Raw genomic sequence first — 24,236 nt, forward strand, 5'->3', positions numbered from 1 at the left:
AGAGGTCGTTTGTGGAACCGCCCCCTCCACCATTCGCTGGCGCGAACGGCCCCCCTCCCCCGGCTGCGCCGAGGGAGGAATTTACGACGCCACCTTCGCTAGCAGGGCCTTCGCTGCCGCGGTTTCGGCGATCTGCTTGTTCGCCCCCGTCGCCGTGGCTTCCGCGAACGTCCCGATCTTCGCCTGCACGGTGAACCGTGGCGCATGATGCGGGCCGGATCGGTCGACGACGACATATTCAGGCGTGCGGCGGCCATGCGCGGCGGCCCATTCCTGCAACGCCGACTTGGGGTGCTGCGGTGCCTTGTCGCTGCGGCGGACGCGGTCGCCCCAGGCGCTGCGGACGAAGGTGCGCGCCGCATCAAGGCCGGCTTCGCGATACCAGGCGCCGATCAGCGCCTCCATCACGTCGCCCAGGATATTGTCGCTCTCATACGCCCCGTCATCGCGCGCCTGTTTGCCGAGCTTCAGATGCGCGCGCACGCCGATCGACCGGGCGACGTCGGCGCAGACCGCGCCGGTCACCAGCGCGTTCAGGCGCTTCGACAGGCTGCCCTCGGTTTCCCTGGGGAACAGCTCCCACAGCCATTCCGCCATGATGAGGCCGAGCACGCGGTCGCCGAGAAATTCGAGCCGCTCGTAATTCTCCGCCGCCTGGCTGCCATGCGTCAGCGCGCGCGCGAACGGGGCGAGGTCGGCGGGTGCCCGGCCGAAGGTCTGCGCGATCCAGCTGGCGAGATCCGGGGTCAGAAGCCTTCTCCGATGCGGTTCCAGCGGGCGGCGGTGAACCAGCTGATCGGATTGAACCAGCGATAGTTGCCGTTGGTCGAGAAGAAGGTGACGACCGCCTTGCCCTCGATCCGCTCCATCGGGATATAGCCCATGCCGATCGGCGCGGGGAAACGGCTGTCGGCGCTGTCGTCGCGATTGTCGCCCATCAGGAAGACGCTGCCCGCGGGCACGGTGTAGAGGCCGGTGTCGTCCGCCTGCGGAATGTCCGCCTGGTCGAGCACCATATAGCTCTTGCCGTTGGGCAGGGTCTCGCGGAACTGGGGGTAGCGGCAGATCGGCTGCCCCTTTGCGTCGACGTCGACGAAGGTCGCGCCGCACTTCTGCTCGTTGAAATTGGCGGTCAGCGGCAGGACGAAGTCGGCGACGCGCTGCTTGGGGACGGGCACGCCGTTCAGGATCACCTGGCCGCGGCGCATCTGGATCGTGTCGCCGGGCAGGCCGATGACGCGCTTGATGACGTCATGGTCGGCGTGTTCGGGATCGGTATCGCCGGGCGCGGGATCGGGCGAGCGGAACACGACAACGTCGCCACGCGCCGGATTGCGGCCAAGCAGGCGGCCCGGGATCGGCGGAAAGCCATAGGGCAGCGACCAGCGCGAATAGCCGTAATTCCATTTCGTGACGAACAGATAGTCGCCGATCAGCAACCGCGGCAGCATCGATTCGCTGGGAATCGAGAAGGGCGCGAAGATGAAGCTGCGCAGGATGAACACGGCGACCGCCAGCTTCACGAGGAAGCGGATCGTCTCGCTGGTTTCCGAGCGGGGCTGTACCGGCTTGGGCGTCGCGGGGGCAGGAGTATCGGCCATAGGAGCGGAGCTTTAGCCGCCCCCGTGCGTCCTCACCAGTCGTTCCGGTGTCGGTGGAAACGGGCTTGTCGCCCGGCGCAGGATCGATACGGGACGGTCACGACTTTCCCCTCCCCATGAAGGACGGACATATGAGCGACTGGTCTGCGATCGAAGCCCTGCCCTCCCCCAAGCTGATGGACCTGTTCGCCGAAGACGGCGAGCGGCTGAAGACGTTCAGCCTGGACGTCTCCGGCATCCATTTCGACTGGTCGAAGACGCATCTGACGCGCGACGCGGTCGCGGCGTTCGAAGCGCTGGCCAAGGCCAAGGACCTTGCCGGCAAGCGCGACGCGATGTTCGGCGGCCAACACGTCAATGTCACCGAGGATCGCCCGGTCGAGCACACCGCCGAACGCGGCGAGGGTAATCCGGACAGCGTCGCCCGCGCTCGCCGCTTCCACGAGCGGATGCGCGCGCTGATCGACGCGATCGAGGCGGGCGCGCTGGGCGACATCCGTCACGTCCTCCACATCGGCATCGGCGGATCGGCGCTGGGGCCGGACCTGCTGGTCGATGCGCTGGGCCGCGAGGACAAGCGCTATGACGTCGCGATCGTCTCCAACGTCGATGGCGTGGCGCTGGAAGAGGCGATCAAGGATTTCGATCCATCGGCGACGCTGCTCGTCATCGCGTCCAAGACCTTCACCACCAAGGAAACCATGCTCAACGCCGAATCGGCGATGCAGTGGTTCCGCGAGCATGGTGTCGAAGACCCGTACGGCAAGGTGATCGCGCTGACCGCCGCGCCCGACAAGGCGATGGAATGGGGCATCGATGAAACCCGCATCCTGCCGTTCAGCGAAGGCGTCGGCGGCCGCTATTCGCTCTGGTCGTCGATCGGCTTCCCGGCGGCGGTGGCACTGGGCTGGGGCGCGTTCGAGGAACTGCTGGAAGGCGCGGCCGAGATGGACCGCCATTTCCGCCTGACCGCGCTGCACGAGAATGCCCCCGCGCTCGCCGCCTTCGCCGACCTCTACTACACGCAGGTCCGCCACGCCGAAACGCGCGCACCCTTCGCCTATGACGAGCGGCTGCGGCTGCTGCCGAGCTATCTCCAGCAGCTGGAGATGGAATCGAACGGCAAGGGCGTGACGGTGGACGGCCAGCCGGTCGGGCGGCCGACCGCGGCGATCACCTGGGGCGGCGTCGGCACCGATGCGCAGCATGCGGTGTTCCAGCTGCTCCACCAGGGCACGCACCTCGTCCCCGTCGAGTTCATCGCGGTGATCGAGCCGGGCGATACGCTGGCGGAGGATCACCATCGCCAGTTGCTGCTCAATGCCTTTGCGCAGGGCGCCGCGCTGATGAAGGGCAAGCAGGTCGACGATCCCGCGCGCTCGTACAGCGGCGGCCGCCCGTCCTCGACGATCCTGCTCGACGTGCTCGACCCGCGCACGCTGGGCGCGCTGATCGCCTTCTACGAACACCGCGTGTTCGTGAACGGCGTGCTGCTCGGCATCAACAGCTTCGACCAGTTCGGCGTCGAGCTGGGCAAGGAAATGGCCAAGGCCGCCGATCAGGGCGGGCAGGAGTTCGACCCCTCGACCGAAGACCTGATCCGCCGCGCCGGTCTGGATTGAGCTGGGCGTGAACGCTATGTGTATGGCTCTGCGGAGCCATACACATGCGGACGAATATCGAGATTGACGATGCTTTGATGGCGGAGGCCATCCAGCGCAGCGGCTTGAAGACCAAGCGTGACGTCGTGCAGTTCGTGCTGAACCGCTACGTTAACATCGAGCGGCAGCGTGAAGCGCTCGAAGGTTTACGTGGCTTGGGCTGGGACGGTGATCTCGACGCCATGCGGACCGACGACCCGGTGCGCGAATGGGGCTGACGCTCGTCGACTCGAGCGTATGGATCGACCTGTTGGCCAACCGCTCAACTGTACAGACCCGCGCGCTGACGCAGTGCCTTGATCGTGGCGACCCACTCGCCATCGGCGACCTAGTGTTGATGGAGGTATTGCAGGGCGCCCGCAGCGAACGAAGCGCCGATGATGCAATCCGCTTCTTCGCCAAGTTTAACAAAGTCCAGATCGCCGACCACCGCATCGCCGTGCAGGCCGCCCGCAATTACCGGCACCTGCGCAGCCTCGGCATCACCATCCGCAAGACGATCGACACGCTGATTGCGACGCGGTGCATCCTCGATCGCCTTCCCTTGTTATACAGTGATCGCGATTTCGACCCTTTCGTGCAGCATCTGGGCCTTCGCCCGGCGCTCGCCACCCCGGAGTAATACCATGCCCCAATATGACTACGACCTCTTCGTCATCGGCGCGGGGTCCGGTGGCACGCGCGCGAGCCGCGTCGCAGCGGCGCATGGTGCGCGCGTGGCGGTGGCCGAAGAGTATCGCGTCGGCGGCACCTGCGTGATCCGCGGCTGCGTGCCCAAGAAATTGCTCGTCTATGGCGCGCACTTTGCCGAGGATCTGAAGGACGCCAAGCGCTTCGGCTGGCAGGTGCCCGACCAGTGCGACTTCGATTGGAAGACGCTGCGCGACAATGTGCTGGAGGAGGTCGACCGGATCAACGGCGCCTATACGCAGACGCTGGAGACGCATGGCGTCGAGATCATCCACCAGCGCGCCACCGTCAGCGGCCCGCACAGCGTGCGGCTGGCCGACGGCACCGAGAAGACCGCGGAACGCATCCTGATCGCGGTCGGCGCGCATCCGGCCGTCCCCGCCTGCCCCGGCGCCGAACACGGCATCACCAGCAACGAGGCGTTCCACCTCGACGCCATTCCGAAGCGCATCCTGATCGCCGGCGCGGGCTATATCGCCAATGAATTCGCCGGCATCTTCCACCAGTTCGGCGCACACGTGATCATCATGAACCGCACGCAGGACATCCTGCGCGGTTACGACTTGTCGATCCGCGATCGCCTGCTCCAGATCAGCATGATGAAAGGGCTGGAGTTCAAGTTCGACGCCAATTTCGAACGCCTCGACAAGGGTGAGGATGGCTGCCTGACCGTCCATATGTCAAACCACGAGCCCGTGACCGTCGACATGGTGATGTTCGCGACCGGTCGCGTGCCCAACACCGAAGGTCTCGGGCTCGAAGAGGCTGGCGTCGCGCTGGAGAAGGGCGCGGTCGTCGTCGATGAGCAGAACCGGTCGAGCGTCGATAGCATCTTCGCGATCGGCGACGTCACCAACCGCATCCAGCTGACGCCCGTGGCGATCCGCGAGGGCCAGGCGTTCGCCGACACCTTCTTCGGCAACAAGCCCACCACGGTCGATTACGCCAACATCCCGTCGGCCGTGTTCAGCCATCCGCCGATGGCGGGCGTCGGCATGACCGAAAGCGAGGCGAAGCAGAAGCTGGGGTCGGTCGCGGTCTATTCGTCCGATTTCCGGCCGATGAAGAACGTGCTGGCCGGGCGCAACGAGCGCGCGCTGTACAAGATGGTGTGCGATGGCGTGTCGGGGAAGATCGTCGGGCTGCACATGATCGGGCCGGACGTGCCGGAGATCCTGCAGGCCGCGGCGATCGCGGTGAAGGCGGGGCTGACCAAGGCGCAGTTCGACGACACGGTCGCGCTGCATCCGACGATGGCGGAAGAGTTGGTGCTGATGAAGTAAGCGCCCCCGTCACCCCGGACTCGTTCCGGGGTGACGGCGTGTATGGGACGGCGTTAGGCGCCTACGAACCGTCCAGGACGGCGTTCGTTGACCGCGCGCACGCCCTCGGCAAAGTCGGCGGTCTTCTGCAACCAGGCCTGTTCGGCGAGTTCGTGGTCGGTCTGCGCCTCGACCAGCGCAAACAGTTCGCCGCGCATGGTTGCCCGAGTCGACTGCACCGCGAGCGGCGCTCCCGCCGCAATCTCCTGCGCCAATGCCAGCGCCTCGGCGCGCAGGCGGTCGGCGGGCACCAGCAGATCGACGAGACCCCAGTCCGCCGCCTGCTCCGCCTTGATGCGACGCGCGGTGAGATTCATCAGCAGTGCGCGCTGGCGGCCGATCACCCGCTCCAGCACCGCCGAGATGCCGAAGCCCGGGTGAAATCCCAGCGCGACAAAATTGGCGACGAAGCGCGCCTCCGCCGCCGCGACGCGGAAATCGGCGACGAGCGCGAGGCCGAGGCCTGCTCCCACCGCCGCGCCCTGGATTGCGGCAACGACCGGCGTCTTCACCGCGTAGAGCCGCGCGGCGGCGACGTAGAAGGGGTTGCGCGTGCCCGCGGGCTGGTCCTTTTCGACGGGATTGTCGCGGGCAAGGTCGGCACCGGCGCAAAAGATGCGGCCATCCGATTGCAGCACGATCGCGCGCACCTGCGGATCGGCATCCGCCGCGGCAAAGGCGGCGCCGATCGCCTCAATCAGCGCGAGATCGGCGAAATTGTGCGGCGGGCGCGCGAAGGTGAGAATGGCGACATGGCCGTCGCGGGCGGTGTGGACGAGGGGCTGGGTCATGGCGCGACAGTGGCGCGGATCGGGTTGCGGCGCCAGTAAGGTGGCTCGCCAGATGTTGCGAGAGATGTCCTGCACGCCCCCCGATCTCGTCATTGCGAGCGTAGCGAAGCAATCCAAGGCGTCCTGGTCCGGCTCTGGATTGCCGCGCTACGCTCGCAATGACGATGCGTAGGATTATCGCCCGCCGTGCTTCACCGCTGTGCGCTGAGATAGGCGATCAGGTCCGCGCGGGCGAGCGGGTCGGCGAGGCCGGGATAGCCCATCGACGTGCCGGGTGCGAAGGCGTGCGGGTTGGCGATCCACGCATCCATCCGCTCTGGCGTCCAGCGGCCGCCGATGCGCTGCAGCGCGGCGGTGTAGCCGAAGCGCGGACTGACGCCGGCGACCGGCGCGCCCATCGCGCCGAACAGATTGGGGCCGTTGCGATCGGGCGCGCCCTTGCGGATCGCGTGGCAGGCCGCGCAGGCGTTGAACAACCGCTCGCCCGTCCCGGCATCCGCGACGCGCAACAGCGCCGTGACGTCCGGGTTGGGCCCTGCCGCGCGCAGCCGGGCCGCCCGATCCGCACCGCCATCGCCGCAGCCGGCGAGCAGCAGCACGACGGCGGCGGCGGCCCCGCGCATCAGTCGGCGAACAGCAGGACCGGCGTCTCGAGCTGCGTCTTGAGCGCCTGGATATAGCTCGCCGCGTCCCAGCCATCGACGACGCGATGGTCGCAGCTGATCGACACGTTCATCAGCTTCGCCCGACGGATTTCGTCACCGCGGCCGGTGAAGACGGGGCGCTCGACGATCTTGTTCGGCCCGATGATCGCGACCTCCGGCCGGTTGATGACCGGCGTCGTCGCGATGCCGCCGAGCGGCCCCAGCGACGTGACGGTGATCGTGCCGTTGCCGAGTTCATCCGGCTTCAACTTGTTGGCGCGGGCCGCCTCGGCGAGGCGCGATATCTCGGCAGCGAGCTGCCAGACGTTCTTGTCCTGCGCGTCGCGGATGACCGGCACGGTCAGCCCGGCGTCGGTTTGCGCCGCCATGCCGAGGTGGACGCGGCCCGAGCGCGTCACCACGCCCGCCTCGTCGTCATAGCGCGCGTTGAGCATCGGGAATTGCGGCAGCGTCCGGCAGATCGCGACGATCAGCAGTGGCAGCATGGTGAGCTTGGGGCGCGGACCGCGGTGCGCGTTGAGATCGGCGCGCATCGCCTCCAGCGCGGTCACGTCCACCTCGTCGACATAGGTGAAGTGCGGGATGTGACGCTTGGCCGCAGCCATATTCTCGGCGATGCGACGGCGCATGCCGATGACGCGGACCTGTTCGTCCTCGCGCGCACGCGACGCGCCGGGGGCGTGATAGCCCTGGCCGGCATTGTAGCGGAGGAAGGCGTCGAGGTCGGCGTGGCGGACGCGATCGGCGTCGGTCTTCACCTGGGCGAGATCGATGCCGAGATCGCGGGCACGAGCGCGCACCGCGGGCGAGGCGAGGACGTGGGCGGCGACGGGTGCCTTGTCCGCCGTTTGCCCTGAGCCTGTCGCAGGGCTGGTCGCCGCTGGGGGTGCGCTTGCGGCCTGTGCTTCGACAGGCTCGGCACGAACGGGGGATGGCGTATCGCCCGATCCCGCCGGCGCCGTCACGGCAACCGCTTCGACCGCCTCGACGCCGGGGTTCTCGGCCTCATATTGCTGCGCGACTTCCGCCTGTTCCGCGGTCGCGGGCGCGGCGACGACCTCACCCCCCGCATCTTCGGCGCCCGCATCCTCGGTTTCGATCACGACCAGCGCCGCGCCGATCGCGACCTGGTCGCCGACCTCGCCCGCCAGTTCGACCACGACGCCTGACACCGGCGATTCCATCTCGACGGTCGCCTTGTCGGTCATCATGTCGGCGATGTTCTGGTCTTCCTCGACGCGATCGCCAACGGCGACGTGCCAGGCGACGATCTCGGCCTCGGCGATGCCTTCGCCGATATCGGGCAGGCGGAAGGTGAAGCGGCCCATCTTATGCGTCCTTCATGATCTTCTTGAGCGCCTGGCCGATGCGGACCGGGCCCGGGAAATACGCCCATTCGAGGCTGTGCGGGTATGGCGTGTCGAAGCCGGTCACACGCTCGATCGGGGCTTCGAGATGGTAGAAGCAGCGTTCCTGCACCAGCGCGGACAGTTCGGCGCCGAAGCCCGACGTACGCGTCGCTTCGTGGACGATCATGCAGCGGCCGGTCTTCTTCACCGACGCCTCGATCGTCTCGATATCGAGCGGCACGAGCGTGCGCAGGTCGATGATCTCGGCATCGATGCCTTCGTCGGCGACCACCTGCGCACAGACGTGGACCATCGTGCCATAGGCGAGGATCGTCAGCGCCTCGCCCGGCCGCACCACCTTCGCCTTGCCCAGGTCGACGCGGTAATAGCCGGTCGGCACCTCGCCCCCCGGATGCTTCGACCAGTTTTCCGCCGGCCGATCCCAATGGCCGTTGAACGGGCCGTTATAGATGCGCTTGGGTTCGAGGAAGAGGACGGGGTCGTTGTCCTCGATTGCCGCGATCAGCAGGCCCTTGGCGTCATAAGGCGTCGACGGAATCACCGTCTTCATGCCCGAGACGTGGGTGAAGATACCCTCCGGGCTCTGCGAGTGCGTCTGCCCGCCGAAGATACCGCCGCCATAGGGCGAGCGGATCGTGATCGGCGAGGTGAACTCGCCCGCCGAGCGATAGCGCAGCCGCGCCGCCTCGCTGACCAGCTGGTCGAGCGCGGGATAGATGTAATCCGCGAACTGGATTTCGGGGACGGGGCGCAGGCCATAGGCGCCCATGCCGATCGCGACGCCCATGATGCCGATCTCGGTGATCGGCGTGTCGAACACACGGGTCTTGCCGTATTTCGCCTGGAGCCCCGCGGTCGCGCGGAACACGCCGCCGAAATAGCCGACGTCCTCGCCCATCACCATCACGTCCGCGTCGCGCCCCATGCAGACGTCGAGCGCGGAGTTGATCGCCTGGATCATGTTCATGCGGGTGATGGCAGGCGTGTCGATCGTGGTGTCGGTCATGGCGTCACTCATAATCCCTCTCCCGGCGGGAGAGGGAGGGAGCCGCGAAGCGGCGGAAGGGTGAGGGTCGAAAGGCAGGCTGCCCTCACCCGTCCCACTGCCTCCGGCAGCGGGCCCCTTCCCTCTCCCGCTGGGAGAGGGAGATACATCACTTGCGCGCCCATGGCCGCCCGCTCGCTTCTTCCTCGGCGATCATCTGCGCCTGTTGTTCGCGCAGATGCCACGGCATCTCCTCGAATACGCCGTCGAACAGGCTGTCCAATGGCTGGTGCAGACCGTGGCCGAGGATGCCGTTCTTCTCGGCGTCCTTCTGCTGCGCACGGACGTACTCGGCCAGCTCCCGGTCCTGCGCGGCGTGGCGCTCCTCGTCCCATTCGCCGATGACGATGAGGTGCTGCTTCAGCCGCGCGATCGGGTCGCCCAGCGGCCAGGCGGTCGGTTCGCCGGCGCTGCGATATTGCGTCGGATCGTCGGAGGTCGAATGGCCTTCCGCGCGATAGGTGAAATGCTCGATCAAGGTCGGACCGGCGTTGGTGCGCGCGCGCTCCGCCGCCCACAATGTCGCGGCATAGACCGCGAGCGCGTCATTGCCGTCGACGCGCAGGCCGGCGATGCCATAGCCGATCGCACGCGCCGCGAAGGTGGTCGATTCGGCACCCGCGAAGCCCGAAAAGCTCGAAATTGCCCACTGGTTGTTGACGACGTTGAAGATCACCGGCGCGCGATAGACGGACGCGAAGGTGCAGGCCGAATGGAAGTCGCCCTCCGCGGTAGACCCCTCGCCGCACCAGGTCGCCGCGATACGCGTGTCGCCCTTCGCCGCCGACGCCATCGCCCAGCCGACGGCCTGCGGATATTGCGTGGTGAGGTTGCCGGAAATCGAGAAGAAGCCGAAATCCTTCGCCGAATACATGATCGGCAGCTGCTTGCCCTGCAGCTTGTCGCCGGTGTTCGAGTAGATCTGGTTCATCATCTCGACCAGCGGATAGCCGCGCGCGATGAGCAGCCCCTGCTGTCGATAGGACGGGAAGCACATGTCGTCGGCGTCGAGCGCCTGCGCCGCGGCGATCGCCACCGCCTCTTCGCCGGTCGCCTTCATGTAGAAGCTGGTCTTGCCCTGGCGCTGCGCACGGAACATGCGCTCGTCGAACGCGCGCAGCAGTGCCATGTTGCGCAGCATGCGGCGCAGCATGTCGGGCGACAGCTTGGGGTCCCACGGGCCGACCGCGCGCCCGTCCTCGTCGAGGACGCGGACCATCGTATAGGCGAGGTCGGTGAAATCGTGCGCCGATTCGGCGGTATCGGGCCGTCGTGCGGCACCGGCCGGGGGAATGTCCACGCCGACGAAATCGACGGGATCGCCGGGGCGGAACTTGGGTTCCGGCACGTGCAGCCGCAGCGGCTGCAAATTGGCGCGAGGATGCTCGCCGGCCACGTTTCTCTCCTGTCCGTGCCCCGCGGGAGTCGCCGGCACCGTTGATCGATACTTTCGCGCCGTTGTAATTAGATTTCAAGCGAGATTTTGGTCCAGTCCTCCCCCGCCAGGGGGAGGTGGCGCGCCCGCAGGGCGTGACGGAGGGGGAGGACGGCGGTGTTCCTGCTAAACGGGATTCACCCTGTCCTCCCCCTCCACCCCCACGCTTGCGCGTGGCGGTCCCAGCATCGGGTCGGATCGTCCCCCGGACGATCCTTGAGCATGCGCGGCATGCGCAACCCGATGCTCCCTGGCGGGGGAGGAATGTATGTCACCCCACAGTCTGTTCGATGACGCCGAAGATCGGATGGTGCTTGTCGTCCTCCGCCCAGATGCGCACGGTGTCGCCCGGCTTGAGGAACGGCGTCGTCGCCTTGCCGGTCGCGATCGTTTCGACGGTGCGCAGCTCGGCAAGGCAGCAATAGCCGACGCCGCCGTCGGCGATCGTCTTGCCGGGGCCCCCGTCGGCACCGCGGTTGCTGACGGTGCCCGATCCGACGATCGTCCCCGCCCCCAGCGCGCGCGTCTTGGCGGCATGCGCGACGAGCGTCCCGAAATCGAAGGTCATGTCCTCGCCCGCCTCGACCCGGCCGAAGGGCTGACCGTTGAGGTCGACGTTGAGCTTGCGGTGGAGCTTGCCGTCCCGCCACCAGTCGCCCAGCGCATCGGGTGTCACGAACACAGGCGAGAAGGCGCTGGCCGGCTTGGACTGGAAGAAGCCGAAGCCCTTCGCCAACTCGCCGGGGATCAGCCCGCGCAGCGACACGTCGTTGGTCAGCCCGACGAGGCGGATCGCGGCGAGCGCCTCTTCGCGGCTCGCGCCCAGCGGCACGTCGCCGGTGACGACGACGACCTCTGCCTCCATGTCGCACCCCCAGCTCTCGTCGCCGAGCGGAATGGGATCGCGGGGGGCAAGGAAGCCGTCCGATCCGCCCTGATACATCAGCGGATCGTGCCAGAAGCTCTCCGGCATCTCGGCCCCGCGCGCCTGCCGCACCAGTGCGACGTGGTTCACATAGGCCGACCCGTCCGCCCACTGATAGGCGCGCGGCAGCGGCGAGGCGGCGTCATGTTCGTGGAAGCGTTCGCGCGGGATCACCGCATGCTCCAGGTCGGTCGCGAGATTCTGGAGGTCGGGCAGATACCGGTCCCAATCGTCGAGCGCCGCCTGCAACGTCGGCACGATATGGCCCGCGTCCGCACACCAGGCGAGGTCGTTCGAGACGACGACGAGCCTGCCGTCACGCTTGTGCTTCAGACTGGCGAGTTTCATCGGGCATCCTCTTTTGGTTGGGCGCCCATGCTATCGTCGGCGGTGACGGGATGCACCGAAAAAGTCTCAGGCGTTACGATCTCCTCCATCCGTTCGTGCTAAGCCTGTCGAAGCACGGGTGGCCCCAGGCGCGGCGCTAGGGGAAACCCGCCCTTCAACAGGCTCAGGGCGAACGGCAGGGGTTTCCGAGGTTGTCCGTAACATTTGTTATTTTGACTTGACGGGGGCGCCTCTCGCCTGCAGCCTCTCACCCAAAGAGACAAGGAGAGGATCATGACGCTGGACAATGTCGCGGGCCGCAGCGCCTATGACGGGGATCACGAGGCGTTCCGGCAGAGCGTACGCCAGTTCCTGCGCAAGGAAGGCGTGCCCAACGTGGCGGACTGGGAGGCGAACCGGCTGGTGCCCCCCGCGTTCTGGCGCGCGGCGGGGGCGGTCGGGATGCTGTGCCCGACGGTGCCGGAGGAATATGGCGGGCTGGGCCTCGATTTCGGCTATAACGCGATCGTCAACGAGGAGCTGACCTATAACGGCGTGCCCGCGGGCTTCACGCTGCAATCGGACATCGTCGTCGGCTATCTGGAGCATTACGGATCGGAGGAGCAGAAGCGCCATTGGCTGCCGCGCATGGTGTCGGGCGAGACGATCACCGCGATCGCGATGACCGAACCGGGCACGGGCAGCGACCTCCAGTCGATCCGCACCACGGCGAAGCGCGACGGCAACCACTACGTCCTCAACGGCAGCAAGACCTATATCACCAACGGCCAGAACGCCGATCTGGTGCTGGTCGTCGCCAAGACCGATCCCGACGCCAAGCCCGCGTGGCGCGGCATGTCGATCATCCTGGTCGAGGCGGAACGCGAGGGCTTTCGGCGCGGGCGTAAGCTCGACAAGATCGGGCAGGAAGCGGCGGACACGTCCGAATTGTTCTTCGACGACGTGCGCGTGCCGATCACCAATTGTCTGGGCGAAGAGGGCAAGGGCTTCGTCTATCTGATGAGCCAGCTGCCGCAGGAACGGCTGTCGATCGCGGTCGGCGCGCAGGCGTCGGCACAGAAGGCGTTCGACGATACCGTCGCCTTCACCAAGGATCGCAAGGCGTTCGCCGGCGTGGTGTTCGACTTCCAGAACACGCGCTTCGTGCTGGCGGGCATCAAGACGAAGCTGCAGGTCGGCTGGGCGCATCTCGACTGGGCGATCCGCCGGCATCTGGCGGGCGAGCTGACCAACGAGGAAGGCGCGGCCGCCAAGCTGTGGCACACCGAATTGCAATGGGAGGTGCTCGACGCCTGCCTCCAACTGCATGGCGGCGCGGGCTATATGAACGAATATCCGATCGCGCGGGCATGGCGGTCGGCGCGCGTGACGCGGATTTACGGCGGCACGAACGAGATCATGAAAGAGGTGATCGGGCGGGCGTTGTAAGCCTCGCCCTTCGTCATCCCGGCGAACGCCGGGATGACGAATTTCGGGGGAAGCGCGCACGCTCCACCCCACCCCCACCTTGACTTTTGCGGCAGTGCAGCGCACATGCCGGGCCATCGAGGCGTCATGCAGCGTGAACGGGTTGGCCTTGCCACCCCCGGCTCCGCCTCGGTCGTTAGCTGAAGGCTTCCCTTTTCACGCGGGGTGTCGGTTTCCCCCGCCGCACCGGCGTGCCCTCTCCTTCGGACGGCGCGCTGGCGAGGCCGTTTTTGAAGGTTGTTATTCCATGTCATTCGCTCATCTCGGCCTTGCCGAGCCGCTCGTCCGTGCGCTCGAGGCCAAGGGCTATGCCACCCCCACGCCGATCCAGGCACAGTCGATCCCGATCCTGCTGGAAGGCAATGATCTACTCGGTATCGCGCAGACGGGCACCGGCAAGACCGCGGCGTTCGTGCTGCCGTCGATCCAGCGCCTGGTCGCCGCGCAGAAGCGCGTCCTGCCGACGCATGTCCGCATGCTCGTCCTCGCCCCGACGCGCGAACTCGCCAGCCAGATCGCCGACAATGCGCGCGGCTATGGCCAGTTTTCCAAGCTTAGCGTCGCGACCGTGTTCGGCGGCACCAGCATCAACAAGAACCGCCAGGACCTGAGCCGCGGCGTCGACATTCTCGTCGCGACGCCGGGCCGCCTGATCGACCTGGTCGAACAGGGCATGTGCAACCTGTCGATGATCGAAATCCTGGTGCTCGACGAAGCCGACCAGATGATGGACCTGGGCTTCATCCACGCGCTCAAGAAGATCGTGCGCATGATCCCGCGCAAGCGCCAGACGTTGTTCTTCTCGGCAACGATGCCGACCGCGATCCGCGATCTCGCCGGCCAGTTCCTCACCAACCCGAAGACCGTGTCGGTGGTGCCGGAATCGACCACCGCCGAGCGCGTCGATCAGTACGTCACCTTCGTCAACCAGACGGAGAAGCAGGCGCTGCTGACGCTGGTGCTGCAGGACCCGGCGATCGATCGTGCGCTTGTCTTCACGCGCACCAAGCATGGCGCCGACCGCGTCGTGAAGCTGCTCGCCGGCAACGGCATCGCGGCGAACGCCATCCATGGCAACAAGAGCCAGGGCCAGCGCGAACGGGCCTTGGGTGAGTTCAAGGACGGCAAGACCAAGGTGCTGGTCGCCACCGACATCGCCGCACGCGGCATCGACGTGTCGGGCGTCAGCCATGTCGTCAACTTCGAGCTGCCGAACGTCGCGGAACAGTATGTCCACCGCATCGGCCGCACCGCGCGCGCGGGCAACAGCGGTATCGCCATCGCCTTCTGCGCCGATGACGAGCGGCCGTATCTGAAGGACATCGAGAAGATCACGCGTCAGAAGGTGACCGTGCGTCCGCTGCCGGACAATTTCACCGGCCTCGCCAATGAGATCAAGGCGACGCGCGTCAAGGCGATCGGTGCGGACCCCGCGCCGCGCGCCGACCTGCCGCGCGGCCAGCGCCAGCCGGCCCGCCCGCGCGCGACGCATGCACCGACCGCGACGCGCAACTATGCCAACGCCAGCCGTCGTGGCGGCGGTGGCGGCCGCGGTCGTTCGGGCGGCGGCGGCCGTGGACAGGGTGCCGGCGCCGCGCGCTGATACCCTTCCCTTCGCGACTTGATGGCGGCCCGGCGAGCATCCCTCGCCGGGCCGTCGTCGTATCCGGCAACCGCGTTGCGGGTTCGCGCATTGTCCATGGCAAAGGAGAGCAGCCATGGACGTGTCGACCACTCCCGTCGCCGAACGGATCGCCCGCGTGCTGGCGGGGCAGCGGATCAGCGTGAATGCCGGCGGCGATGCCGAAAGCGCGAGCGATCAGGTGGACAGCGCGTGGCGCGATTACCTGCCCGATGCGCTGGCGGTGCTGCGCACATTACGCGAGCCGGACCAGTGCATGGCCGCGGCGGGCGACCCGGCGGTGTGGGAACGGATGGTGCTGGCGGCGATCGAGGAGTCGAAGCCTGAGCGGGTGGTTCTGTAGCCCCCCGTCACCCCCGACTTGATCCGGGGCCCCGCTTCCAGAGCCGATCAGCGGTCACCGTCGTGATGGAGTTTTCGACGAGCGGAAAGGCATGAAGAAGAAAGGGTTTTGTTCGCGCGGAGGCGCGGAGGACGCAGAGGTGTCGCGTTTGCCGCGCGAGCGGCCTGTCTATCTCGGTCGAGGTCAAGGCGAAGCGTTCCCACGCGCGTGACATCTCCGCGTCCTCCGCGCCTCCGCGCGAACCATCTTGTCTTTACCTCTTCGTATCTTGGCGTCAGTGAATGTCGATCGGTCCTAAGAAAGCCGGTAAGGAACGTCACCCCGGATCGAGTCCGGGGCGACGATAGCCGCTATTCCACCACGCTCAGCCACTCGTCCGCCGGTGCGCGCTCGCTGCGCAGCGCGTTGGCTGGCGCGTCCGTATCCTCGAACCCGATCGCCACGCCGCAGAACAGAATCCGGCCCTCGGGCAACTTCAGAAAATGCCCCACCGTGTCGGGATACATCGCCCAGCATTCCTGCGGACAGGTCGCCAGCCCCGCCTCGACCGCGAGCAGCATCAGCGTTTGCAGATACATACCGAGGTCCGACCATTGCGGCGGCCCCATACGCCGGTCCACCGAGCAGAAATACGCCGCCGGTGCCCCGAAGAAGCGATAATTGGCGGCGAACCAGCGTCGGCGCCCCGCCTTATCCTCCCGCGGAATGCCGAGCCGATCGTACAGCGCCTCCCCCACCGCAAAGCGCCGGCCGCGCCACGGGTCGTCGAGCTCCGGCGGATAGATGGCGTATTGCGGTGCCTCGCTCGCCCCGCTCGCCAGTCGATCGGCCATGAGGGCTTTCAGCCGCGTCATCGCGTCGCCCTGCACGATCTGCACGTGCCATGGCTGAAGGTTGCCGCCCGAGGGCGCCCGCGCCGCCGCCTCGGCAAGGTCCCGCAACTGCGCCAGCGGCACCGGCGTATCGAGGAACCCGCGTACCGATCGTCGTGCCGCCACCGCCTGTCGAACGCCCATCGTCACCCTCTTGCGCTTTGCCATGGATTACGCGACACATCGCCACAATAACAAGAGTTATGGAGAGCGAAGCGATGGCGGAGGCCTATATCGTCCAAGCGGTGCGGACCGCGGGCGGACGGCGCGGCGGGCGGCTGGCGGGCTGGCACCCGGCGGACATGGCGGGGGCGACGCTCGACGCGATCGTCGGACGGAGCGGCATCGATCCCGCCGCGATCGAAGACGTCATCATGGGCTGCGTCAGCCAGGGCGGCGAACAGAGCTTCCAGGTCGGGCGTGGCGCGGTGCTCGCCTCGTCGCTGCCGACCAGCGTGCCCGCCGTCACGATCGACCGCCAGTGCGGATCGTCGCAACAGGCGATCCAGTTCGCTGCCCAGGCGGTGATGAGCGGGACGCAGGACGTCGTGATCGCCGCGGGCGTCGAAAGCATGACGCGCGTGCCGATGGGCTCGACCGGCGCGCTGTTCGCGCAAGCCGGCCTCGGCAAGGCGAAAAGCCCGCGGCAGGAGGCGCGCTTTCCGGGCGTGCAGTTCAGCCAGTTCATGGGCGCCGAGATGATCGCGCGCAAATACGGCTTCGATCGGGCGCAGCTCGACGCCTATGCGCTCGAAAGCCACCGCCGTGCTGCCGCAGCGACCGAGGCTGGCGCCTTCGCCGACGAGATCGTCGGGCTGGAGGTGGAGACGCCCGAGGGCACGGTGATCCACGATCGCGACGAGGGCATCCGCTACGACGCGACGCCGGAAAGCATCGGCGCGGTGAAGCTGTTGCAGGAGGGCGGCTCGATCACCGCGGCCAACGCCAGCCAGATCTGCGACGGCGCGAGTGCGGTCATGGTGGTGAGCGAGGAAGCGCTGAAGGCGCATGGCCTGACGCCGCTGGCCCGCATCCACAATCTGACCGTCACCGGCGGCGATCCCGTCGTGATGCTGGAGGAGCCGTTGTTCGCCACGGATCGCGCCTTGCAGCGCGCCGGCATGCGCATCGACGACATCGACCTGTACGAGGTGAACGAGGCGTTCGCGCCGGTGCCGCTAGCCTGGTTGCAGCACACCGGTGGCGATCCGGCAAAGCTTAACGTCAACGGCGGTGCGATCGCGCTCGGCCATCCGCTCGGCGCGTCGGGTACGAAGCTGATGGCGACGCTGGTCCATGCGCTGCACGCGCGCGGCGGGCGGTACGGCTTGCAGACGATGTGCGAAGGCGGCGGCATCGCCAACGTGACGATCATCGAGCGGCTGTAACCAGTCCTCCCCCGCCAGGGGGAGGGGGACCGTTCGGCGTCAGCCGAATGGTGGAGGGGGAGGACGGCGGTACGTTCCGTAACGAAAGGCGCCGTCGCCCTTCCCCTGGCGGGGGAGGACTGAAAGAAGGACAGGGTCTATGCATATCACGAACACCACCGCCGCGGTCGTCACCGGTGGCGCATCCGGGCTCGGCGCGGCCACCGCACGCGCGCTGGCGGCAAAGGGCGCGAAGGTCGCGATCTTCGACCTGCAACGCGAGAAGGGCGAGGCGCTCGCCGCGGAGATCGGCGGCATCTTCTGCGAAGTGAACGTCACCAGCGACGACAGCGTCGACGCCGGCTTCGCCAAGGCGCGCGAGGCGCACGGGCAGGAATCGGTGCTTGTCTGCTGCGCCGGCACGGGCAATGCGGTGAAGACCGCCAGCCGATCGAAGGAAGACGGCAGCATCAAGCACTTCCCGTTGCAGGCGTTCGACTGGCTCATCCAGATCAATTTGGTCGGCACGTTCCGCTGCGTGGCCAAGTCCGCGGCCGGCATGCTGACGCTGGAACCGGGCGAACATAACGAACGCGGTGCGATCGTGATGACCGCCAGCGTCGCGGCGGAGGACGGCCAGATCGGCCAAGCGGCCTATTCCGCGTCGAAGGGCGGCGTCGTCGGCATGACGCTCCCCATCGCGCGCGACCTGATGGGCGAAGGCATTCGCGTGAACACGATCCTGCCCGGCATCTTCGACACGCCGCTGCTGCAAGGCGCGCCGCAGCCGGTGAAGGATGCGCTGGCGGCCAGCGTGCCGTTCCCGAAGCGGCTCGGCGATCCGGCGGAATATGCGCACCTTGCCATAACGTTGATCGAGAACGGCTATTTCAACGGCGAGGATATTCGCCTCGACGGCGGCATCCGCATGGCGCCGCGGTAAAGCGGCCGTCCCGCACCCACCCTCACCCTTCCCACGGCCTGACGGCCGCGGGCCCCTTCCCTCTCCCGCCGGGAGAGGGAGGGAGGCGCGCAGCGCCGGAAGGGTGAGGGTGTGTGCGGGACGTCGCTCCTCAATCCACGAACACCGGCGCCCGCTTGCCCATGTTCGCCGCGACCGCCTCCATCATATTCGGCTTGCCGATCACCTTCAGCTGTTCGGCCGTCTCCGCCTCCAGCATCGCGCGCGGGTCGGCGTCGTGCGCCATGTTGAGCAGGCGCTTTGCCCCGCGGATCGCATGCGGGCTGCGTCCGGCGATCTCGCGCGCCAACGCCAGGGCGGCTTCGTAAGGGTCGTCCGCCAGCCGCGTGACGAAGCCGTGGTGCAGCGCCTCCGCCGCATCGAATTCGCGCGCGGTATAGACCAGCTCACGCAGCACGTCGTCGCGCACCAGCCCGCGCCAGATCGGAAAGCCCGCCATGTCCGGCACCAACCCCCAATGCGTCTCGCGGATCGCGAAGCGCGTGTCGGGCGCGGCGATGCGGATGCAGGCGCCCGACATGATCTGGAAGCCGCCGCCGAAGGCGACGCCATGCACCGCGGCGATCACCGGCATCGGCAGCTGGCGCCAACCCCAGGTGACGTGCTGCGGCAGGATGCTGCCCTGGTCGTTGCGCGCGATCCCCGTGCCGGACCCGCCGCGCGCCATGCTCGCCATGTCGAGGCCGGCGCAGAACCCCCGTCCCTCACCCGACAGCACGACGCAGCGCACGTCGGTGCGATCGTGCAGCGCGTCGATCGCCGCGCCGATCGCTTCGAACATCGCAGGATCGATCGCATTCATCTTGTCGGCCCGCGTCAGGCGGACGTCGGCGATGCCGTCGGTGATGGTCGTGGTGACGCGGTCGTTCATGGCTCTCTCCCAAATCCTGCCCGTTCGCCCTGAGCCTGTCGAAGGGCAGGTGGCGGCCACCGTGCTTCGACAGGCTTAGCACGAACGGCGTGCAGATGCGTTCATGCTTTACCGCACGCTACCTGCTCGCCCCGCGTTGCGCCACCGGTCGCGGCGTGTAGAGACGGGGGCATGAGCGGTTTCAACATAGAGGCGTTCATGGCGCATCGCTTCGGCGGCCATGGCGGCGCAGTGGGTATCACCTATCACGGCAGGGACGACGATTGGGTCGAGCTGGCCTTGCCCTACGATGCGCGGCTGATCGGCGATGTCGACAGCGGCGTCCTCGCGTCCGGCCCGATCATCGCGCTGATGGACATGGCGACCAGCGTCGCGGTCTGGATCAAGCGCGACAAGTTCGCGCCCCAGGCGACGCTGGACCTGCGCGTCGATTACCTGCGGCCCGCGGTGCCGGGACGGACCGTGATCGGGCGCGGCGAATGCCTGAAGCTGACCCGCTCGATCGCCTTCGTTCGCGGTATCGCCTACGATGAAACGCCGGACGATCCGCTGGCGCATGTCGCGGGCACCTTCATGCTGATGGACCAGATGGCATGAACACGCAGCACGCTTTGCCGCCCTATGCCGAGATGCTCGGCGTGACGCTGGAGCCACGCGACGGCGCCGCACCGCTACTGGTGATGCCCTTCCGCAACGAGGTGCTGGGCCGCCCCGGCTTCCTGCACGGTGGCGCGATCTCGGGCCTGCTGGAGGTCGCGGCGATCGTATCGTTGCAGCATGCGCTGGCCGAAGAGGGTGGCGGACGGATCAAGCCCGTCAACGTGACGGTCGACTTCATGCGCGGCGGCCGCGACAAGCCGACACACGCCGAAGGGATCGTGACGCGGCTCGGCACGCGCGTCGCGAATGTCGAGGCGATCGCCTGGCAGGACGATCGCGACAAGCCGATCGCGCACGCGCGGATGAACTATCTGGTGGTGCGGGACTGAGACTGCCCCGTCACCCCGGCCGAAGAGCCGGGGTCCCGCTTCTTCTACGGCCGGCCAAAAAGCGGGACCTCGGGTCAAGCCCGGGGTGACGAGCGCAAGAGATTACCGCGGCGTCAGCCGAATCAGTCGCCCCTGCGACTCGCCGCCGTCCTCGATCACCCAGATCGCGCCGTCCGGCCCCTGTTCGACGTCGCGAATGCGCGCGCCCATCGGCCATTGGTCGGCCTTCTTCGCAGTCTGCCCGTCGAGGTCGACGCGAACCAGCGACTTGGACGACAGGCCGCCGATGAAGGCATCGCCCTTCCACGCCGGGAAGAGGTTGCCCGAATAGATCATCAGCCCGCCCGGCGAGATCACCGGGTTCCACCACACCTTCGGCGGTTCGTAGCCGTCGCCGGGGCGGTGATCGGGAATGTCGCGGCCGTCGTAATGGCTGCCGTTCGATGCATTGGGCCAGCCGTAATTGCGCCCGGGCATGATGAGGTTCAGCTCGTCGCCGCCCTTCGGCCCCATCTCCTGCTCCCACAACCGCCCCTGCGCGTCGAACGCGATGCCCAGCAGGTTGCGGTGGCCATAGCTCCACACCTCCGGCGCGAAGCCCTTGGCGACCAGCGGATTGCCCGGCGCGGGCTTGCCGTCGAGCGTCAGGCGCAGCACCTTGCCGAGCGTCGCCTGCGGGTCCTGCGCCGGCGTGAACTTCTGCCGCTCGCCATTGGTGAAGAACAGGCTCTGGCCATCGGGCGCGAAGGCGATGCGGCCCGAATAATGGCCGTTACCCTCGACGAAGGGCCGCGCCTGGAACAGCGCCTCGATCTCGCCGAGGCGTTCGCTCGCCCCCTCGCCGCGCAGCCGGCCGCGGGCGAGCACCACACCCTTGCCGCCCTGACCGGCAGTCGAATAGCTGAAATAGATGCGCTTGCTGGTCGCGAAGTCGGGCGCGGGCACCACGTCCATCAACCCGCCCTGCCCCGCCGAATCGACAGGCAGCGTCGCGATCGTCTGGCGGCGCTTGCCGTCGGCCGACAGCAGGATCATCTGCCCCGCCTTTTCGGTGACGAGGATGCGATTGTCCGGCAGGAACGCCAGCGCCCAGGGCGAGACGAAATCGGCGACCACCGTCTCGCGGAACGGTTTGGCTGAGGGCGGCGTCTCACCGGCCTGCGCGCCCTCCCCGGTCGCGGGGGCGTTGCCCGAACAGGCGATCAGGGCCACCGGCAAGGCGGCGAGCAGGTGCAGGCGCATGAATGTCTCCCTTTTATCGGTGCAGCGAACGCACGGGCCCGCACGATGGATGCTTGTTTCTATGCGGGGGCCGGCGTATATAGCCGCTGCCTTCTCTAACATCGTCAGGTGAAAGAGGCTGCGGGGGACCCCTTCCGCGGCGGCGAACACGCATATCTGTTTTGGAGCCCGCATGGCGGACATCGCCCTTCTGACCGCATTGATCGAACCCGAAGCCAAAGCGCTGGGTTTCGACCTCGTGCGCGTGAAGATGTTCGGCGGCAAATCCGACCCCACGCTCCAGATCATGGCCGAACGGCCCGACACCGGCCAGCTGACGATCGACGATTGCGCCGATCTGTCGCGCCGCATCTCGGACGTGCTCGATGCGCTGGAGGCCGAGGGCAAGGACCCGATCGAGGACGCCTATCGCCTCGAAGTGTCGTCGCCCGGCATCGACCGCCCGCTGACCCGCCCGCAGGATTACGTGAATTGGGCGGGACATGAGGCGAAGGTGACGCTGGTCGAGAAGATCGACAACCGCAAGATCCTGACCGGCGATCTGGTCGGGATCGAGGGTGATCGGGTGACGATCGACGTGCGCGGCTATCAGCCGATGACCGTCGGCCTCGACCAGATCCACGACGCGAAGCTGACGATCACCGATCGCCTGCTCGCTGCCACCGCGCCGCTTTCCAGCGAAGGCGCGGACGAATTCGAAGAAACAGACGACACCGACGCATCCAACGAAGGACAGCAGTAAGATGGCCACCGTCGCCACCGCCAACCGCGCGGAACTGATCGCGATCGCCAATTCGGTCGCATCGGAAAAGATGATCGACAAGAGCATCGTGATCGAGGCTCTGGAAGAAGCGATCCAGCGTGCGGCCAAGACCCGCTACGGCATCGAGAACGACATCCGTGCGAAGCTCGATCCGCAGACCGGCGACCTGCGCCTGTGGCGCGTCGTCGAGGTGGTCGAGGCGGTCGACGATTATTTCAAGCAGGTCGACGTCAACCAGGCGCAGAAGCTGCAGAAGGGCGCAACCGTCGGCGACTATATCGTCGATCCGCTGCCCCCGATCGAATTCGGCCGCATCCAGGCGCAGGCGAGCAAGCAGATCATCTTCCAGAAGGTCCGCGACGCCGAGCGCGAGCGCCAGTATGAAGAGTTCAAGGACCGCCAGGGCGAGATCATCACCGGCGTCGTCAAGCGCGTCGAGTTCGGCCACATCGTCGTCGATCTGGGCCGCGCCGAAGGCGTCATCCGTCGCGACCAGCAGATCCCGCGCGAAGTCGTCCGCGTCAACGATCGCATCCGGTCGCTGATCCTCAACGTCCGCCGCGAGAACCGCGGGCCGCAGATCTTCCTCAGCCGCGCGCACCCCGACTTCATGAAGAAGCTGTTCGCGCAGGAAGTGCCCGAAATCTACGACGGCATCATCACCATCCAGGCGGCGGCGCGTGACCCCGGTTCGCGCGCGAAGATCGGCGTCATCAGCCGCGATTCGTCGATCGACCCGGTTGGCGCCTGCGTCGGCATGAAGGGCAGCCGCGTGCAGGCCGTCGTGCAGGAAATGCAGGGCGAAAAGATCGACATCATCCCCTGGTCGCCCGACACCGCGACCTTCGTCGTCAACGCGTTGCAGCCCGCTTCGGTCAGCCGCGTCGTAATCGACGAGGAAGAGGACCGGATCGAGGTGGTCGTGCCCGACGACCAGCTCAGCCTCGCCATCGGCCGCCGCGGCCAGAACGTCCGCCTCGCCAGCCAGCTGACCGGCAAGGCGATCGACATCCTGACTGAGGCCGACGCGAGCGAAAAGCGCCAGAAGGAGTTCGTCCAGAATTCCGAGATGTTCCAGAACGAACTGGACGTCGACGAGACGCTGGCGCAGCTGCTGGTCGCCGAAGGCTTCGGCGCGCTGGAAGAGGTCGCCTATGTCGAGCTGGACGAACTGGCCGGCATCGAGGGCTTCGACGAGGACCTCGCGCAGGAACTGCAGAGCCGTGCGCAGGAAGCGCTCGACCGCCGCGAGGCCGCGGCGCGTGACGAACGTCGTGCGCTGGGCGTCGAGGACGCGCTCGCCGACATGCCGTATCTGACCGAAGCGATGCTGGTCACGCTCGGCAAGGCGGGCATCAAGACGCTCGACGACCTCGCCGATCTCGCCACCGACGAACTGGTCGAGAAGAAGCGCGCCGAGCCGCGTCGCCGCAACGAGGACGCGCCCAAGCGCCCTGAGCCGAAGGGCGGTATCCTCGCCGAATACGGTCTCAGCGACGAGCAGGGCAACGAGATCATCATGGCCGCGCGCCAGCATTGGTTCGAGGACGAAGCGCCGGCAGCCGCCGATGCCCCCGCCTCGACCGACGCGTCGGAGGGTGAGGAGGCCTGATGCCTTTCGTCTCGATCCGACTGGCCGGCTCCGCGACCAAGGAGCAGAAGGCAGGGGTCGTCGCGGACGTGACGGCCAGCCTCGTCACGCGCCTCGGCAAGAACCCCGCCGCGGTCCAGATCGTGATCGAGGAAGTGTCGACGGAGAATTACGGTGCCGGCGGTCAGCTGATCGCCGACCGCGATGCGCCCCAAGTGCGGGAGGACGCTGATGCGGTTCCCTCGCAATGAGAC

The 24,236-nt window shown here is 67.2% G+C and carries 25 protein-coding genes; 14 read left to right on the forward strand and 11 right to left on the reverse strand.

The window, feature by feature from the left end; genetic code table 11:
• Positions 1-81 precede the first annotated feature (81 nt).
• Both rnc and lepB read right to left on the reverse strand, forming a co-directional pair.
• Positions 82-750 carry a ribonuclease III gene (rnc, locus tag ACP690_RS02915; RefSeq protein ID WP_426260295.1) on the reverse strand — a complete coding sequence of 223 codons (669 nt, stop codon included), beginning with the start codon at positions 748-750 and terminating at the stop codon, positions 82-84.
• Positions 747-1,601, reverse strand: a complete 855-nt coding sequence (gene lepB, locus ACP690_RS02920; protein WP_063687820.1) for a signal peptidase I — start codon at positions 1,599-1,601, stop codon at positions 747-749. Before lepB ends, rnc begins: the two co-directional genes overlap by 4 nt.
• Positions 1,602-1,732: 131 nt before the next feature.
• Here lepB and pgi point away from each other — a divergent pair, with 131 nt between their 5' ends.
• The 4 genes from pgi to gorA are packed head-to-tail and all read left to right on the forward strand — an operon-like array spanning position 1,733 to position 5,235.
• A complete protein-coding gene (gene pgi / locus ACP690_RS02925) occupies positions 1,733-3,223 on the forward strand; it encodes a glucose-6-phosphate isomerase (RefSeq protein WP_426260085.1) in 1,491 nt (496 codons plus the stop codon).
• 44 nt (positions 3,224-3,267) lie between these two features.
• Entirely contained in the window at positions 3,268-3,480 is a 213-nt protein-coding gene (locus ACP690_RS02930) for a type II toxin-antitoxin system VapB family antitoxin (RefSeq protein WP_017977720.1), read from the forward strand.
• Positions 3,471-3,884 carry a type II toxin-antitoxin system VapC family toxin gene (gene vapC, locus ACP690_RS02935; protein ID WP_426260086.1) on the forward strand — a complete coding sequence of 138 codons (414 nt, stop codon included), beginning with the start codon at positions 3,471-3,473 and terminating at the stop codon, positions 3,882-3,884. The genes ACP690_RS02930 and vapC overlap by 10 nt, the downstream gene beginning before the upstream one ends.
• A 4-nt stretch (positions 3,885-3,888) precedes the next feature.
• Positions 3,889-5,235, forward strand: coding sequence for a glutathione-disulfide reductase (gorA, locus tag ACP690_RS02940; RefSeq protein WP_043060606.1), 1,347 nt, complete (start codon positions 3,889-3,891; stop codon positions 5,233-5,235).
• A gap of 53 nt (positions 5,236-5,288) precedes the next feature.
• On the opposite strand, the gene ACP690_RS02945 is transcribed toward gorA, so the two are convergent.
• From ACP690_RS02945 to ACP690_RS02970, 6 genes are all read right to left on the reverse strand, one after another.
• On the reverse strand, positions 5,289-6,065 hold the full coding sequence (locus tag ACP690_RS02945) for an enoyl-CoA hydratase/isomerase family protein (RefSeq protein WP_426260087.1): 777 nt from the start codon (positions 6,063-6,065) through the stop codon (positions 5,289-5,291).
• A 191-nt stretch (positions 6,066-6,256) separates the two neighbouring features.
• Positions 6,257-6,688, reverse strand: a complete 432-nt coding sequence (locus ACP690_RS02950) for a c-type cytochrome (RefSeq protein ID WP_426260088.1) — start codon at positions 6,686-6,688, stop codon at positions 6,257-6,259.
• On the reverse strand, positions 6,688-8,058 hold the full coding sequence (locus ACP690_RS02955) for a dihydrolipoamide acetyltransferase family protein (protein WP_426260089.1): 1,371 nt from the start codon (positions 8,056-8,058) through the stop codon (positions 6,688-6,690). Before ACP690_RS02955 ends, ACP690_RS02950 begins: the two co-directional genes overlap by 1 nt.
• A gap of 1 nt (position 8,059) precedes the next feature.
• Positions 8,060-9,067, reverse strand: a complete 1,008-nt coding sequence (locus ACP690_RS02960) for an alpha-ketoacid dehydrogenase subunit beta (protein WP_426260296.1) — start codon at positions 9,065-9,067, stop codon at positions 8,060-8,062.
• A gap of 187 nt (positions 9,068-9,254) precedes the next feature.
• Complete coding sequence (locus ACP690_RS02965) at positions 9,255-10,541, reverse strand: 3-methyl-2-oxobutanoate dehydrogenase (2-methylpropanoyl-transferring) subunit alpha (protein ID WP_020486371.1); 1,287 nt, start codon at positions 10,539-10,541, stop codon at positions 9,255-9,257.
• A gap of 310 nt (positions 10,542-10,851) precedes the next feature.
• Entirely contained in the window at positions 10,852-11,853 is a 1,002-nt protein-coding gene (locus ACP690_RS02970) for a fumarylacetoacetate hydrolase family protein (protein ID WP_426260090.1), read from the reverse strand.
• A 273-nt stretch (positions 11,854-12,126) separates the two neighbouring features.
• Here ACP690_RS02970 and ACP690_RS02975 point away from each other — a divergent pair, with 273 nt between their 5' ends.
• The 3 genes from ACP690_RS02975 (at position 12,127) to ACP690_RS02985 (ending at position 15,305) form a co-directional block, all read left to right on the forward strand.
• The gene (locus tag ACP690_RS02975; protein ID WP_426260091.1) at positions 12,127-13,281 is read left to right on the forward strand and encodes an acyl-CoA dehydrogenase family protein; all 1,155 of its coding nucleotides are present in this window, start codon (positions 12,127-12,129) and stop codon (positions 13,279-13,281) included.
• Between the two features lie 286 nt (positions 13,282-13,567).
• On the forward strand, positions 13,568-14,923 hold the full coding sequence (locus ACP690_RS02980) for a DEAD/DEAH box helicase (RefSeq protein ID WP_017977710.1): 1,356 nt from the start codon (positions 13,568-13,570) through the stop codon (positions 14,921-14,923).
• 115 nt (positions 14,924-15,038) lie between these two features.
• Positions 15,039-15,305, forward strand: coding sequence for a hypothetical protein (locus ACP690_RS02985; RefSeq protein WP_426260092.1), 267 nt, complete (start codon positions 15,039-15,041; stop codon positions 15,303-15,305).
• A 350-nt stretch (positions 15,306-15,655) separates the two neighbouring features.
• On the opposite strand, the gene ACP690_RS02990 is transcribed toward ACP690_RS02985, so the two are convergent.
• Positions 15,656-16,321, reverse strand: coding sequence for a nitroreductase (locus ACP690_RS02990; protein WP_426260297.1), 666 nt, complete (start codon positions 16,319-16,321; stop codon positions 15,656-15,658).
• A gap of 74 nt (positions 16,322-16,395) precedes the next feature.
• On the opposite strand from ACP690_RS02990, the gene ACP690_RS02995 reads away from it, so the two are divergent.
• Both ACP690_RS02995 and ACP690_RS03000 read left to right on the forward strand, forming a co-directional pair.
• Complete coding sequence (locus tag ACP690_RS02995) at positions 16,396-17,565, forward strand: acetyl-CoA C-acetyltransferase (RefSeq protein WP_426260298.1); 1,170 nt, start codon at positions 16,396-16,398, stop codon at positions 17,563-17,565.
• Between the two features lie 139 nt (positions 17,566-17,704).
• Positions 17,705-18,487 (forward strand): SDR family NAD(P)-dependent oxidoreductase, encoded by a 783-nt coding sequence (locus ACP690_RS03000; protein WP_426260093.1) that lies wholly within the window; start codon positions 17,705-17,707, stop codon positions 18,485-18,487.
• 130 nt (positions 18,488-18,617) lie between these two features.
• Here ACP690_RS03000 and ACP690_RS03005 read toward each other — a convergent pair whose 3' ends face one another.
• Positions 18,618-19,397: a crotonase/enoyl-CoA hydratase family protein gene (locus ACP690_RS03005; RefSeq protein WP_294314888.1), complete on the reverse strand. Its 780-nt coding sequence runs from the start codon at positions 19,395-19,397 to the stop codon at positions 18,618-18,620.
• Positions 19,398-19,568: 171 nt separating this feature from the next.
• Here ACP690_RS03005 and ACP690_RS03010 point away from each other — a divergent pair, with 171 nt between their 5' ends.
• Both ACP690_RS03010 and ACP690_RS03015 read left to right on the forward strand, forming a co-directional pair.
• Positions 19,569-19,994: a PaaI family thioesterase gene (locus ACP690_RS03010; protein WP_426260094.1), complete on the forward strand. Its 426-nt coding sequence runs from the start codon at positions 19,569-19,571 to the stop codon at positions 19,992-19,994.
• The gene (locus tag ACP690_RS03015; protein WP_017977703.1) at positions 19,991-20,386 is read left to right on the forward strand and encodes a PaaI family thioesterase; all 396 of its coding nucleotides are present in this window, start codon (positions 19,991-19,993) and stop codon (positions 20,384-20,386) included. Before ACP690_RS03010 ends, ACP690_RS03015 begins: the two co-directional genes overlap by 4 nt.
• A gap of 102 nt (positions 20,387-20,488) precedes the next feature.
• Here ACP690_RS03015 and ACP690_RS03020 read toward each other — a convergent pair whose 3' ends face one another.
• Positions 20,489-21,628: a PQQ-dependent sugar dehydrogenase gene (locus ACP690_RS03020; protein WP_043059733.1), complete on the reverse strand. Its 1,140-nt coding sequence runs from the start codon at positions 21,626-21,628 to the stop codon at positions 20,489-20,491.
• Between the two features lie 172 nt (positions 21,629-21,800).
• On the opposite strand from ACP690_RS03020, the gene rimP reads away from it, so the two are divergent.
• Genes rimP through ACP690_RS03035 form a run of 3 tightly spaced genes read left to right on the forward strand, consistent with a single transcriptional unit; the run spans position 21,801 to position 24,233 of the window.
• Positions 21,801-22,370, forward strand: a complete 570-nt coding sequence (rimP, locus tag ACP690_RS03025) for a ribosome maturation protein RimP (RefSeq protein WP_331360550.1) — start codon at positions 21,801-21,803, stop codon at positions 22,368-22,370.
• A gap of 1 nt (position 22,371) precedes the next feature.
• The gene (gene nusA / locus ACP690_RS03030) at positions 22,372-24,003 is read left to right on the forward strand and encodes a transcription termination factor NusA (RefSeq protein WP_017977700.1); all 1,632 of its coding nucleotides are present in this window, start codon (positions 22,372-22,374) and stop codon (positions 24,001-24,003) included.
• Positions 24,003-24,233 carry a tautomerase family protein gene (locus ACP690_RS03035; protein ID WP_017977699.1) on the forward strand — a complete coding sequence of 77 codons (231 nt, stop codon included), beginning with the start codon at positions 24,003-24,005 and terminating at the stop codon, positions 24,231-24,233. Before nusA ends, ACP690_RS03035 begins: the two co-directional genes overlap by 1 nt.
• The last annotated feature ends 3 nt before the right edge of the window (positions 24,234-24,236 follow it).

Origin of the sequence: Sphingomonas sp. DC4900, from assembly GCF_049896485.1 — a bacterium.
Lineage (GTDB): Bacteria > Pseudomonadota > Alphaproteobacteria > Sphingomonadales > Sphingomonadaceae > Sphingomonas > Sphingomonas aquatilis.